The sequence below is a fragment of the candidate division WOR-3 bacterium genome (assembly GCA_016867815.1).
Lineage (GTDB): Bacteria > Hydrothermota > Tepidihabitantia > Tepidihabitantales > Tepidihabitantaceae > UBA2258.
On record VGIR01000009.1, the window covers coordinates 23,363 to 36,820 of the forward strand.

10 protein-coding genes are annotated in these 13,458 nt (G+C 63.5%); 7 read left to right on the top strand and 3 right to left on the bottom strand.

Annotation, left to right across the window (positions count from 1 at the left end; translation table 11 throughout):
- Nucleotides 1-256: 256 nt before the first annotated feature.
- From FJY68_02595 to alaS, 4 genes are all read left to right on the top strand, one after another.
- Nucleotides 257-712 (top strand): thiamine-phosphate pyrophosphorylase, encoded by a 456-nt coding sequence (locus FJY68_02595; GenBank protein MBM3330725.1) that lies wholly within the window; start codon nucleotides 257-259, stop codon nucleotides 710-712.
- A gap of 153 nt (nucleotides 713-865) precedes the next feature.
- Nucleotides 866-1,963 (top strand): recombinase RecA, encoded by a 1,098-nt coding sequence (gene recA, locus FJY68_02600; GenBank protein MBM3330726.1) that lies wholly within the window; start codon nucleotides 866-868, stop codon nucleotides 1,961-1,963.
- Between the two features lie 9 nt (nucleotides 1,964-1,972).
- Nucleotides 1,973-2,656, top strand: coding sequence for a hypothetical protein (locus tag FJY68_02605; GenBank protein ID MBM3330727.1), 684 nt, complete (start codon nucleotides 1,973-1,975; stop codon nucleotides 2,654-2,656).
- A gap of 53 nt (nucleotides 2,657-2,709) precedes the next feature.
- Complete coding sequence (gene alaS / locus FJY68_02610) at nucleotides 2,710-5,331, top strand: alanine--tRNA ligase (GenBank protein ID MBM3330728.1); 2,622 nt, start codon at nucleotides 2,710-2,712, stop codon at nucleotides 5,329-5,331.
- Nucleotides 5,332-5,423: 92 nt separating this feature from the next.
- Here alaS and FJY68_02615 read toward each other — a convergent pair whose 3' ends face one another.
- From FJY68_02615 to der, 3 genes are all read right to left on the bottom strand, one after another.
- The gene (locus FJY68_02615) at nucleotides 5,424-6,857 is read right to left on the bottom strand and encodes a hypothetical protein (GenBank protein ID MBM3330729.1); all 1,434 of its coding nucleotides are present in this window, start codon (nucleotides 6,855-6,857) and stop codon (nucleotides 5,424-5,426) included.
- 172 nt (nucleotides 6,858-7,029) lie between these two features.
- On the bottom strand, nucleotides 7,030-8,187 hold the full coding sequence (locus FJY68_02620; protein ID MBM3330730.1) for a hypothetical protein: 1,158 nt from the start codon (nucleotides 8,185-8,187) through the stop codon (nucleotides 7,030-7,032).
- Nucleotides 8,188-8,294: 107 nt separating this feature from the next.
- Nucleotides 8,295-9,656 carry a ribosome biogenesis GTPase Der gene (der, locus tag FJY68_02625; GenBank protein MBM3330731.1) on the bottom strand — a complete coding sequence of 454 codons (1,362 nt, stop codon included), beginning with the start codon at nucleotides 9,654-9,656 and terminating at the stop codon, nucleotides 8,295-8,297.
- Between the two features lie 153 nt (nucleotides 9,657-9,809).
- Here der and FJY68_02630 point away from each other — a divergent pair, with 153 nt between their 5' ends.
- The 3 genes from FJY68_02630 (at nucleotide 9,810) to FJY68_02640 (ending at nucleotide 12,810) form a co-directional block, all read left to right on the top strand.
- Nucleotides 9,810-10,502, top strand: coding sequence for a hypothetical protein (locus FJY68_02630; protein MBM3330732.1), 693 nt, complete (start codon nucleotides 9,810-9,812; stop codon nucleotides 10,500-10,502).
- Between the two features lie 226 nt (nucleotides 10,503-10,728).
- Nucleotides 10,729-12,174: a CpaF family protein gene (locus tag FJY68_02635; GenBank protein ID MBM3330733.1), complete on the top strand. Its 1,446-nt coding sequence runs from the start codon at nucleotides 10,729-10,731 to the stop codon at nucleotides 12,172-12,174.
- 9 nt (nucleotides 12,175-12,183) lie between these two features.
- Nucleotides 12,184-12,810 (top strand): hypothetical protein, encoded by a 627-nt coding sequence (locus tag FJY68_02640; protein ID MBM3330734.1) that lies wholly within the window; start codon nucleotides 12,184-12,186, stop codon nucleotides 12,808-12,810.
- The last annotated feature ends 648 nt before the right edge of the window (nucleotides 12,811-13,458 follow it).

Consider the following 13,458-nt stretch of genomic DNA (forward strand, 5'->3'; position numbering starts at 1 on the left):
AATAGTCACGAGGATACATGAAGAAAGGTGATAAGCTGGTCTGCGGACTGTGCGGCATGGCGGTTACCGTCTGTGACGAGTGCGGGTGTGAAACCGATCAGCTCATCTGCTGCGGGGAGCCGATGAAGGTGAAGAAAGCCAAGCCCGCGAAGAAGTTCAAGAAACGCTAGCCAGGCAAAACGGACGCGGCCCGGCCGACAGGTCGGGCCGCTCTCGCTTTCTTGACTTGCGGTTGGCGTCATTCTAAGCTGGCACAGTGACGGACCAACGCGCCGCCCGTATCATCGACGTCAATATCAATCGACTGACCGAGGGGCTGCGCGTGGTCGAGGACGTGGTGCGGCTTGCGCTGGAGGACCGGAGGTTGCTCGTCGGCGTCAGGAAGCTCAGAACCCAGGTCGGACGGGACGTGCGGGTCCTGCGGCGGCAGGTGATTCCCGGCCGCAAGAGCGAGACCGACCTCGGCCGGGGCGACGGCTTCGACCGGGCCAGACGCCGGAGTCTTGAGGACGTGCTTCTGGCAAACTTCAAGCGTGCCGAGGAGTCGGCGCGCGTGCTGGAAGAGGTGCTTAAGGTCACGGAGCCGGGGCTGGCCGGCAGGTTCAAGACCCTGCGGTTCAGGCTGTACGACCTTGAACGTGAGGCACTGGCCGCAAGTGACGAAGCTCGTGCGCGGCCAAGCTCGAATGACGAAATCCCGAAGCTCGATTGAAACCTGGATGGAGTGGAATCTCCAATTCGGACTTCGGGTTTGATTCGTCATTCGTGCATCGGGTTTCGAGCTTTGTCCTGAGGGTGGCTTGACTTGGCGATGGTGAAATCTATACTCTGCGAGCGTCGATGATTCCCGAACGCAGGAGGCAAGATGGCAAAAGATGACGAGAAGACCAGAGCTCTTGGCAGCGCCCTGGGGCAGATTGAGAAGCAGTTCGGCAAAGGCGCGGTGATGCGCCTGGGCCAGGAAACCCCGGCGGTGAGCGTCGAGGCGATTCCGACCGGCTCGATCGGACTGGATGCGGTGCTTGGCGTAGGCGGAGTGCCGCGCGGCCGGATTGTTGAAGTCTACGGGCCCGAGGGGTCGGGCAAGACCACGCTTGTCCTCAACATCATCGCCCAGTGCCAGAAGCTCGGCGGGACCGCGGCGTTCATTGACGCCGAGAATGCGCTCGACCCGAACTACGCCAAGGCGCTCGGCGTGGACCTCGACAGCCTCCTCGTGTCCCAGCCGGACTCAGGCGAGCAGGCGCTGGAGATTGCCGAGATGCTGACGCGCTCCGGCGGGCTCGACCTGTTCGTCGTGGACTCGGTAGCGGCCCTCGTGCCGCGCGCCGAGATCGAAGGTGAGATGGGCGATGCGTTCGTCGGCGTCCAGGCGCGGCTGATGTCGCAGGCGATGCGCAAGCTCTCGGGCGTGGCCGCGCGCTCCAAGACCTGCGCCATCTTCACCAATCAGATTCGGCAGAAGATCGGCGTGATGTTCGGCAACCCGGAAACGACGACCGGCGGGCTCGCCCTGAAGTTCTACGCGACGATGCGATTCGACATCCGGCGCATCGCCGCCATCAAGAAGGAAGAAACCGTCGTCGGCAGCCGGACCCGCGTCAAAGTCGTGAAGAACAAAGTGGCGCCGCCGTTCCGCGAGGCCGAGTTCGACCTGATCTACGGAGAGGGTATCTCGCGCGCAGGGGAACTCGTGGACATCGGCACCGAGCAGGGCGTCTTCACCAAGTCCGGCACCTGGTACACGTTCGGTGACATGCGCATCGGCCAGGGCCGCGACGCGGCCGTTGACTTCCTGAGCGAAAACGCACCGGTCATGGCCAAAGCCGAGACCCAGCTCTACGAGAAGCTGAGGATACCCAAGGCCAGCAAGATCGCTCAGCGCGAAACCGGAGCCGAGGTGGAGCAAGAGGCCACGAAGACGAAGAGACAGGGAGAAAGGGACAAAGGGAGCAAGGGATAGAGTGAGGGAATCCGATTCCGGACACTCTGTCCCTCGATCCCTCCATCTCTCTATCCCTTCCAACCGGCGGTGAGGATAACCGCGCTTGAGCCGCAGAAGAAGAACAAGCGGCGGGTTTCCGTCTTCCTCGACGGCAACTTCCTCTTCGGTCTGTCCAATGACACGGTAGGCGCGCTTGGCCTTCACGTCGGGCAGGTAGTAGAACGCGCCGACCTCGACCGCATCGCCCGCGAAGAGCAGTTCTACAAGGCCCGGCAGTACGCGTTCCTGCTGCTCTCCTACAAGGCAAGGACTACGAGCGAGCTGCAGCAGCGTCTCACGCGCAAGGGTCTTTCCCCGGATATCGTCGCTGCAACCCTGCAGAGGCTAGCCGAGCTGAAGATGGTTGATGATGCAGGATTTGCCCGGCGGTTCGCCGAAGACCGGATAGCCATCGGCCACAAGGGCAAGTGGCGAGTACGCGGCGAACTGCTCAAGCGTGGCGTGGCTAAGGAGCATATTGAAGATGCCCTCGCCACCGCACCGGACGAGAAGGAGGCGGCCCGGGAGGTGGCGGAGAAGTACCTGAGCCGTAACCGGCGGCTGGATCCGGATGTCCTCAGGCGTCGCTTGTACGCCTTCCTTGCCCGCCGCGGCTTCTCGCCGGACACGATTCGGCTCGCCATCAACGTGGACGATAGCGAATCCACTTGACCGGCTCTGCATTCTGTTGCGTCAAGTAGGTATATCCGTACAATAGTGCCGCAATGAACCACCGCGAGCTGCGCCGCACGTTCCTTGAGTTCTACGCCCAGCGGGACCACCGGGTCGTGCCGAGCTCGTCCCTGATACCGAGGGATGACCCTACCATGCTCTTCACCGCCGCGGGGATGGTGCAGTTCAAGCCCTACTGGGCGGGCACGGTCGAGCTGCCTTACCGCCGCGCCACGTCCATCCAGAAGTGCCTGCGCGCGTCCGACCTCGACCAGGTGGGCAGGACCCCGCGCCACGGCACGTTCTTCGAGATGCTCGGCAACTTCTCGTTCGGCGACTACTTCAAGCACGAAGCGATTCCCTGGGCGTGGGAATACCTGACCCAGGTCGTGAAGCTCGACGCGGAAAGGCTGTACGCGTCGGTCTTCGAGGAAGACGATGAGGCCTACAACATCTGGCGCACCAAGGTCGGCCTGTCCTTCAAGAAGGTGGTGCGACTCGGCACCAAGGACAACTTCTGGGGCCCGGTCGGCGGCGGCGGCGCCTGCGGCCCGTGTTCGGAGATCTACGTCGACCTTGGCGCCGAGTTCGGTTGCGGCAAGGCAGAGTGCGCGCCGGGCTGCGACTGCGACCGGTTCAGCGAGGTCTACAATATCGTCTTTCCGCAATACAACCAGTTGCCGGACGGCACGCGGGAGCCGCTGAAGAACCGCGGTATCGACACCGGTATGGGCATGGAGCGACTGGCGATGGTCTCCCAGAAGAAGAAGACCATATTCGACACGGACCTGTTCGCCCCGATTATCAAGGCGACCGCCAAGATGCTCAACCTGGAGTCGAAGGCCATCTCGGGACACGAGCCGAAATCCTCGGCGGATTTCGGTCATGTCCCTTCGATGCTATACGTCGCGGCGGACCACGCGCGGGCGCTGACCTTTGCCATTGCCGACGGAGTGATCCCATCCAACGAGGCGCGCGGATACACTTTGCGAAGTATCCTGCGCCGGGCACTGCTTTTCGCCCATCGTCAGGGCGTGGTCGAACCGTTCCTTTACAGGGTCTCGGGCGAGGTCGTGGAACTGATGCGGCAATGGTATCCGGAGGTCGTAGCCAAGCGCGAGCAGGCCGCACTTATCATCAAGTCGGAAGAGGAGCGGTTCCTGCGCACGCTCGATGCGGGCTTGGAGCGCTGGCAGGACGTTCTGGAGGCGCACAAGCGCGACGGCCTGGTTCCGGGCGAGGATCTGTTCAAGCTGCACGATACGTTCGGGTTCCATATCGAGCTCGTGAAGGAACTGGCCGAAGACGCCGGGGTGAAGCTCGACACCGACGGGTTCGAGCGGGCTATGCAGGAGCAGCGCGAGCGGAGCCGTAAGGAGACCTTCATCAGCACGGCAGCCGGCCCGGCGCACGAAGGAGCGGCCGACTGGAAGTTCGTTGGCTACGACAGCGATGAGGCCGACACCGAGCTGGCGAGCTTCGTGCAGCTCCCGGACGGCCTGTTCGAGGTCGTGCTCAAGAGGATCCCGTTCTACGCCGAGATGGGCGGACAGGTCGGCGACACCGGCCGGGTTATCGGCGAGGGATTCGAACTTGAGGTGCTCAACACCTACTACAAGCAGGGCTTGCCTGCTTGCAGGGCGAAGCTCGTGCGAGGTGAGATCGCCTCCGGCAAGGTCTTTGCCGCCGTGGACAAGGAGCGGCGACGCGAGATTGAGCGGGCACACACTGCTACTCACCTGCTGCACGCCGCGCTCCGCCAGACGCTGGGCGACTACGTCAAGCAGGAAGGTTCGCTGGTCGAGCCGGGACGGTTGCGCTTCGACTTCGCGGCGTTCGAGCCGATGGCGCTTTCGCAGGTCTTGGCGGTAGAGCGGCTGGTGTACGAGCAGGTCGTGGCCGACGTCCCCCTGGAGCGCGCCGAGAAGAGTCTCGAAGAAGCCAGGGCCGCCGGCGCGTTGGCTTTCTTCGGAGATACCTACGGCGAGCGGGTGACGGTTGTGAGAATCGGCGAGTTCTCGAAGGAGCTTTGCGGCGGCACGCACCTTCGGTCGACCGGTGAGATCGGCCTGTTCCGTATCGTCTCCGAGACCGGCGTGGCCGCTGGCATCCGCCGCATCGAGGCGCTGGTCGGCAAGGCGGCGTTCGAGTGCGCGGCATTCGAGCGGGCGACCGTCACCGAGCTGCTCGGACAGCTTGGCGGGACCGAGGAGACCCTGACCAAGAAGGTGGCAGGCCTGACCGAGGAGATGAAGCGGCTCGGCTCGAAGCTCGCGAGTCTTTCAGCCCAGAGTGCCCGGGCTGCCGGGGAGAAGCTGGCAGCGGCGGCCGACGAGGTTGGTGGGATGAGAATCGTCGTCGGCCACTACTCAGAGTTTGAGACCAGCGAGTTGCGACTCGTTTCCGACCGCGTGCGGGAGTTGTTGAGAGAGAAGTACGCAGGGCTGCTTACCGGTGGCGAGGGACCGCGCATCCGCTACGTCGTCTTCGTCAGTCCGGACCTGCAGTCGTCATTGCCTGCAGGCAAGCTGGCCAAGACCGTGGGCCCGGCCATGGGCGGCGGCGGTGGCGGCAAGCCGGACCTGGCTGAAGGCGGCGGACAACTCGACAAGCTCGGTGCGGGACAGGAAGCGTTCCGCAGCGTCCTGAAGGCGCTCGCCTCTCCGCAGGCTTAGGCTGCACCCCGGACAGACCTGCGGTCAGTAACCCGAGACCGGAGTGTCCGGACGCGGCTGGTGAGAGCTACTCCCCATTGTCTGCATGGTCCCTACCTCTTAACCGCGACCCTTCGAGCTGCCTGGGGCCCATGGCCTGAGGCTTGCGGCTCTTCTCGCACGAAGTAGATGCCCGGTATCGGGTGCAGCACGCGCCTGCCCATCGCGTCGAACGCAATCGCGCCCCGTGGCAGGCTCCCTACCACCGTCGGTTCGAACCTGCGGCTTCGGACCTGAGGCTGTAGGCTCTTCTCCGCCAGGCCCACGAAGCCGTCGGCGTCCGTCTTGATCAGGTAGACATCGGAATTCCCGGCACCGAAGGACGTGGTGCTGCCGGCGATTACCCAGCCGCCGTCGCCGGTCGACTGGACGGAGTTCCCTGCATCGTTGCCTGTCCCCCCAAAGGTCCTTGTCCAGACTGTGTCGCCCGAGGCATCTGTCCTGATGAGATAGAGGTCCTGGCCGCCCGCGCCGAACGAGCGTGTCACGCCGGCAATCACGTAGCCGCCACCGGCCATCGGCTGGACCGAGTTGCCCCAGTCCCGTAGGTTCCCGCCAAAGGTCCTTGTCCAGACTGTGTCGCCCGAGGCATTCGTCTTGATGAGATAGAGATCCTGGCTCCCGGCGCCGAATGAGCTCGTGTAGCCCGCGATGATGTAGCCACTATCGGCTGTCTGCCGCACCGAGTGACCTTCATCATTGCTCGTCCCTCCATAGGTCCTGGTCCAGTCTGTATCGCCCGCGGCGTTCGTCTTGATCAGATAGACGTCTGCGATCCCGGCGCCGATTGAGTGAGTCACACCAGCGACGATATAGCCGCCGTCCACAGTCTGCTGGACTGAGAGCCCTTCATCTCCGCTCGTCCCTCCATAGGTCCTGGTCCAGTCTGTATCGCCCGCGGCGTTCGTCTTGATCAGATAGACGTCCGCGACCCCGGCGCCAAATGACCAGGTGTAACCGGTGACTATGTACCCTCCATCGGCAGTCGGTGCGACCGAGTTGCCCTGCTCGCCGTTTCCTCCACCGTAGGTTCGAGTCCAGACCGTATCACCCTCGGCATCGGTCCTGATCAGCCAGACATCATGTCCCCCGGCGCCATAAGAGCCGGTATAGCCGGCAACGACGTAGCCGCTGTCAGCGATCTGACATACCGAGTTTCCCCCGTCCGGCATGGAATCGCCCCAGACTTCGGCCCAGACCTCCTCGCCTGTGGCATTGGTCTTTACCAGGTAGACATCGGTGACTCCCGCGCCGAACGATGCGGTCGAACCGCCGATGACGTACCCGCCTTCAGCAGTCTGCAGGACAGCGTTGCCGATGTCCGACAGGGAATCGCCGTAGGTTTTCCACCAGCTCGACTGGGCAGACGCGACGGAAGCAAGGCAACCGGCGAACAGCGCAGCAGCGAGCCCAAATGCGAAGACCGTTTCCTTCATCTCTTTCCTCCGGCAAGTGCAATCGATGGTTCTCCTCGGGCGCCGGGCCATGGCCGGATTGTAAGACCGGCGGATAGCTCTGTCAAGCCGCCAACTGCGCCCCGGCGAATAACGTTCAGCCCCGGCCGCATCGGAGATCCTGATTCAGGCGTCCGGTCATGCCCTTCCACCCCACGCAAACCCGAGAATCGACGTGAGGGGTTGAGGGTGAGAGCCGGCGCTCCTAGCGCTTCCCGGCAGTATCGACCGCGGTAGTCTCCGGTGTCAGCCTGTACGTCCTCGCCCTGCGCACTTCTTTCAGCCGGGTTGACTTGAGCTGCGTGTCCATGCCGGTGGTGTCGAACGGCAGTGGCGGGAGCGAGTCGGCCGAATCCCCGGCCGTCACGTAGTTCTCGAAGAGGTATCCGGGTGCGCGGAACTTCTCCTGGGTCATGAAGTCGAGCGCGGCCACGTCCTGCTGGTCCAGCAGGAAGCGGTTCACCTGCTTCTCGATTTCTGCGTACGCCGGCAGGTAGCAGGAAAGCGTCTGGTCGTAGCGCTTCAATGTGACCTCGGCGCTCTCACCGATCAGCACCGCGGTTTCGGTCCTGGCCGGGCTGAACCCGGCGCGGCGCAGGCCGTCAAACAACTGGTGAATCTCATCGGGAGTCAAATCGGTATCCTCGCCGACAATCGTGACCAGCCTCTTGACGACCATGTCGCCGAGACGAGTCGTGCCCAGCCGCCACGTCCGGGCGACTATGCTGCGGATGAGCGAGACCGCGTTGCGGCAGCGGTCCGTGTCGTCGAACTTCAGACCGTAGCGCTTGCGGGCGAACTTGAGGGCCTCGTCGCGCTCGGTCAGTTTCACACCGCCGACGCGCAGCACGCCGATGAAGGGCTTGAGCATCTCGAACGCCATCCGGAACGAGTCGAAGTCGAACGCGATGGAGCGGTGAATCGGGACACCGAGCAGGTGGGTGATGGTCCTGCGCAACAGCTTGTCGCCACCGATGGCGTAGGTGTGGGCGATCTTCTCCATGTGGGTGAAGTCGGTGTTCGAGGCGGCGGTGGTGTAGCCCGGTACCTCGACCAGCAGGTCGCGGGGAATCGCCACCAGGCTGACCGAGGGTGCCTCGAAGTTGACGTGGCAGACGATGATGACGTCCGAGTGGGACTGCTCCTCGCGCTTGTTCCGCTGCCTGCCTTCGTTCAGGACCGGACCGACCGCGCGGGCGTCCTTGCCGATGATGAGGATGTTCACAGTGCCGGTCGGCGTGGGTTCGAGCCCGGTGGGCATGACGCGGCGCGCCCGCGGTCCGACCAGGTAGAAGCTGGCCAGGAGGACAAACAAGATGACTGCGGCAACAACCAGCAGGGCGGGGTTCAGGCGGCGAGACACGGTGTAGTGGTCATGTGGTCAAGTGCGCAAGTGGTCCGGTGACCGAGCGGCCGGACACGAACTCTGGTCCGACGCTGGACCACCAAACCACTGGCCCGCCGGGCCACTCATCTTGTGACTCTGATGCGGATCGGGTACCCGACGAACTTGTACCGTTTCCTGATTTCCGCAATCACGAAACGCTCGTAGGCCGGCGTGAGGACTTTGGGCCTGGTCACCCGCAGCCGGAAAGTTGGCGGTCGCGTGCCCACCTGTGTCAGCGCGACTACGCGGCAGTCAAACCGGGGTTGGTTCTGCTCGAGCAACGGGAGGATCTGCTCGCGGAGCTTCGTCCCGGGTACCTGCCGCCCGCCGTTCTCCCAGACCCGGCGTGCTTCGTGCACGGCCGCGGTCACACCCAGTCCCTGCAGCACCGAAGTGTACATCACCGGGGCGTAGTTGACGAAACTCAGCTCCTTCTTCACCCAGTCGCGCACCTTCTCCTTGAGCTTGTCCGGCACGGTATCCATCTTGTTGGCGATGACCACTAGTCCCCGGCTCCGTTCCTCGACAAGGTTGACGATCCGTTTGTCCTGGTTGTTCGGGCCGTCGAACGCGTCGAACATCACCAGGGCGACGTCGCAGTGCCGGATCTGCTCGATTGCGCGGGTGACCGAGTAGTACTCGACCGGCTCGCTGACGCGCGGTTTCCGGCGGATACCGGCGGTGTCGAGCAGGCGGTAGGTCTTGCCCTCGAGTTCGAACGACTCCTCAATGACGTCGCGCGTGGTGCCGGGCGCAGCCGTAACGATGGCCCGGGAATGGCCGAGCAGGTAGTTCATCAGAGACGACTTGCCGACATTGGGACGGCCGATGATGGTGAGTGAAAGCACGTCGGCCCGCTTTGCCCGTTCGTTCTCCGGCAGCCGGGTGAGCACGGCGTCGAGCAGGTCGTCGACGCCGGTCCCGAGCTCAGCCGAGATCCGCACCAGTGCTGCTCCACCCAGCCGGTGATACTCGGCTTCCTCGAACTTCCGTTTGATGTCGAGTTTGTTAACCGCCACGACGAACTCCCGACCGGCCCGGCGCAGGCGCGCTGCAATCTCCTCGTCGAGCGGCTGCAGTCCGAGCGAACCGTCCACCACCACGACGATAACTCTGGCCTCGTCGAGGGCAATCTGCACCTGGCGTTCCACCTCGCGGTTCATTTCGACCTTCGAATTCGGGATCAGACCGCCGGTATCCACGACCCTGAATCGGCGGCCGAGCCATTCCGCCTCGCGGATGACGCGGTCGCGCGTGATGCCCGGTTCCTGCAGGGTGATGGAAACCCGGCCGCCGACCAGGCGGTTGAAGAGTGTTGACTTGCCGGTATTCGGCCGGCCGACGATAGCGACCATGGCGGGTATTATACCACAAATCGAGACACGCCGGTAGTCAGAATTCAGCAACTGCATCCGGCAAGAGTGGGTGCGCAGCTCAAGAACCATGGAGGTGCTCCCGGACAAGAGCTATTGGTCAGTGTCGCCTGGCTTTGGCCGTGCGACTGAACCGAAGCGCCGGCCCGGAGGTCTATCGGTGTTCGCATGGAAGCTGGAAACTGAGAGAATGAGATCCGCAGAAGGCTCCCAGATGGAGGAGTGATGAAAGTCAGGGTTTTGTCTCAACGACTGCTCAGGGATGCGAGAGGACTTGCAGGCCGCAGCGTCGGTGCGGCAGTGCGTCGCCACTTGGCCGACGACCGCGGAGTAGCCGCTCTCGAGGCAGTACTCGTGCTGCTGTTCATCGCCGGCGTGCTGTTGGGGATCGTGCTGCTGGGCCAATGGGGTACGCACCTGCAGTACTCACAGATGGGAGCCCGGTTGCTGGCGTTCGACGCCGGCGATGAGACACTCGCAAAGAGCGGGAGAGCAGGGGACTCTGCCATCCAGACCTTCTCGATCAGCAGCTGGGATCCGTATGGCGGCTCCCTGCCGGTAGGCTGGCTCAACGTGATGTTCGTCCTGCCCAACCAGCGATTCTGCGGCCGCGTGAGCGGCGTGCAGTCCGGACGGCTTCTGGGCCAGAGTCCAGTCGCAGTTCCTCGGTATCGCCTACTACGTCGGGCGCTACCGTACCGGCCCCGAGGGCCTCGGTTCTGTTCCGTCGATCCCGCCCGGAATCCCGCTGGTCGAGACCATCCTCGGTCGCGTGGGCGGGGTCAGATAGGACCCGGCAACCCCAGGGACCCGGCAGACGCCGCGATGACCGGCGACCGACTCGGACGTCGATACGAGACGCGGCCGGAACAGACCGCGACCGCGCAGCATCCCCCAACCCACCAGGACACGGCCTGACCGGTCACTGAGTCCCCCCCGTGGGTGACGGAACGGTCAGGCGGCCTGCCGTCAGACCGGCCCGAAACCAGAATCGATAATCAAAACCGCGAGTCTGAGTAAGGTCTTGTGAACACGGAAAACATGTAGCGGCGATTCTACCGGGGTCACGAGGTAGGGTCCCAGAGACGGTGACCTAAAGCAGGATGCCTGAGACGGACCCCGGCAGGATGAAAGGAGATGCCTCATGAACGTAACAGAGAACAGCACTCTAGTGAAGAACGAAACTAACGATGACCTGATTCACCTGCTCGACGCATCCGACTACCTCCCTTCTGTAGCCAAGGCAGATACTCCCAACGGTCTCCTGGAGGAAGAACTGCTGCGCTCGGTCAACAGGCCGGGATCTGCGGAAGACGACATTTTCGACTTCAAGCAGCGGGTCCAGAACGAGCTTGTGGCGCGGATCAACAAACACAAGGCCAGCTTTGACGGACTCAGTGATGCCGAGTTCCAGGCCCGGGTGCGGGAGATAGTTGTCTCGATACTTTCCGCGCCCTCTACCGCGATACCGCCCGGCTGGACCCCGGAGAAGCTGCTGGCCGAGCTGCTCCACGATTTCCTGGGGCTGGGCGCGCTCGAGCAGTTCCTCGCCGACGACACAATCACCGAAATCATGGTTAACCGTCCCGACCAAATCTACATCGAGCGCGACGGCCGCCTGGAGTTGAGCAAGGCGCGGTTCCTGAACGAGGCGCAGGTCCGGGCAGTGATACAGCGGATAGTTCAACCGCTGGGTCGGCACGTGGACGAGAACGTTCCCTTTGTTGATGCCCGGCTGCCCGACGGCTCTCGCGTCCACGCGATCATCCCACCGCTGGCCCTCGACGGCCCGAAACTGACCATCAGAAAGTTCTTCAAGAATCGGCTAACCACCGAGGATCTGCTGCGGCTGGGTTCGCTCAACCGCCAGATGGCCCGCTTCCTCGAGATACTGGTTCGCAACCGGGCGAACATCGTGATCTCGGGCGGAACCGGAACAGGCAAAACCACCCTGCTCAATGTACTTTCTGACTTCATACCGGACAACCAGCGGATAATCACTGTCGAGGATGCGGCGGAGCTGAAGATCAACAAACAGCACGTCGTCTCGCTTGAAGCTCGCAACGCCAATACCGAAGGCACCGGCGCGGTCTCAATCCGCGAGTTGGTCAGGAACACACTCCGCATGCGGCCGGACCGGATCGTCGTCGGCGAAGCCCGGGGCGGAGAAGCCCTGGACATGCTGCAGGCGATGAATACCGGGCACGACGGGTCGCTCACCACCATCCACGCCAACTCATCCCGGGACGCCCTGTCCCGGCTGGAAACCCTGGTGCTGATGTCCGGCGTGGAACTTCCGTCGCGTGCAATCAGGGAGCAGATTGCGTCAGCCATCGGCTTCGTGGTCCAGCTGTCGCGCCTGCCCGACGGCTCGCGCAAGGTGACCGACATCACCGAGATCTCCGGAATCGGCGAGAACAACATCTTCCTCACCCAGGAGATATTCGCCTTCAAACAACAGGGCTTCAATGCCGCCGGGCGGGTCATCGGCCACTTCCGTCCGACCGGCACCGTCCCCAGAATGGTAGAACAACTGCGCGAGCGTGGCATCAGGTTTCCGATGGAGCTGTTTGCCGCGCCCAGCGTCTAGAGGTGACTTATGAACCACGATTCTGACTATGGTGAACTGGAATACTCTTCCGGCGAGCTGGTGAGAGCAGAAGACCCGGTAGCCCGCCGGCCTGCCGCCCGCACCGGATGGCTGGCTGGCATGGCCATGCTTGCCCTCGTACTGGTGGTCGGGGTTGTCCTCCTGACCCCCGGCCTGCGAAGCGAACTCCTGTCCTGGTTTAGCGCAGGGGACGGCCACGTGCGCGTCGCCCCTTCGCTGGCTGCCGCCGAGCCGCTGCCGGAAGTGCCGGCGCTGTGGGTGAAACTGGACCTCGATGCCCTGCCGGAAGAGGCGGTACAGGCCCTGAAACAGGGCAAGTACTACTACGACAAGAGCCAGCCGGGAAACTTCGGCCTGGCCATCGACTACTGGCAGAGGGCGCTGGCCATGACCCAGGGAGCGAAGCGGGAGGCGGTGCGGCGGCTCGTCGCCTCAGGAGAGAAGGAACTGGCGCGGAGGTTCAGCGCCGACTCGGCCGACGTGTTCGTGCTGCTCAAACAAGGTCGGCGCGACGACGCCTGGGCTTTGCTCGCGACCATGCGACGTGACTACCTCGACGTCAATGCTCCGCAGCACGTCTGGGCGTCGAAGCTGCTCTACCGTCGGCGCAGCTAGCCTGCGCCGCTGCTGACGCCGCGCCGCACGACTGCGGCAGGCGTCAGCCGCGGTAGTGGACGGCAGATCGCAAGGCACCTGCGCGAGCACGCCTGCGAAGTTCCATGGACCTATCCCCATTTCCGCCGCTCTTAACGCAGCCTTGGCTCCAACGAACCCTGCCGGCTAGCGGGGCGCACCCACCAATACTGACTCCATCGACACGTCACACTGCCAAGTGACTGGCAGTACATTTGCGGAAGCAGATCTCCGGGCAATCCGCCGTGCAATGTCCGGAGCCACGTCTGGGTCACCGAGGACGGCGAGCCGCGGGGCCAGTCGGGCCGCAACGGGTGGACTAGCAGTGACTGCGCCCTGGACAGCAACGGGTGAAGCAACCGTGCAAATAACGGAGGCCGCTCATCCGGGAGTTGCAGCGTAGATGGCCCACCGAACGATGTATGAAACAACGTCGTCCGGAACCGCCTCGACGACGCGGGGGGCTGTCCCCCGAGCAGTCCCGGGGGCGGGGGGCTAGAGCTTCAGGTCCAGGGCCCAGTGCTGCAAACAGGTAGAGCAGAAGACACCCCTTCGCGTCACTACCCAGCACGCTAGAATCGCTGTCCGCCGAAGAACGGGAACTCGCCCCATTCCCGCCACAGGAGGACC

Coding starts and splice junctions, on each gene's coding strand:
- recA (MBM3330726.1), top strand. CDS start 866: ATGGCAAAAGATGACGAGAAGACCAGAGCTCTTGGCAGCGCCCTGGGG.
- FJY68_02630 (MBM3330732.1), top strand. CDS start 9,810: ATGAAAGTCAGGGTTTTGTCTCAACGACTGCTCAGGGATGCGAGAGGA.
- FJY68_02615 (MBM3330729.1), bottom strand. CDS start 6,857: ATGGCCCGGCGCCCGAGGAGAACCATCGATTGCACTTGCCGGAGGAAA.
- FJY68_02635 (MBM3330733.1), top strand. CDS start 10,729: ATGAACGTAACAGAGAACAGCACTCTAGTGAAGAACGAAACTAACGAT.
- alaS (MBM3330728.1), top strand. CDS start 2,710: ATGAACCACCGCGAGCTGCGCCGCACGTTCCTTGAGTTCTACGCCCAG.
- der (MBM3330731.1), bottom strand. CDS start 9,656: ATGGTTCTTGAGCTGCGCACCCACTCTTGCCGGATGCAGTTGCTGAAT.
- FJY68_02640 (MBM3330734.1), top strand. CDS start 12,184: ATGAACCACGATTCTGACTATGGTGAACTGGAATACTCTTCCGGCGAG.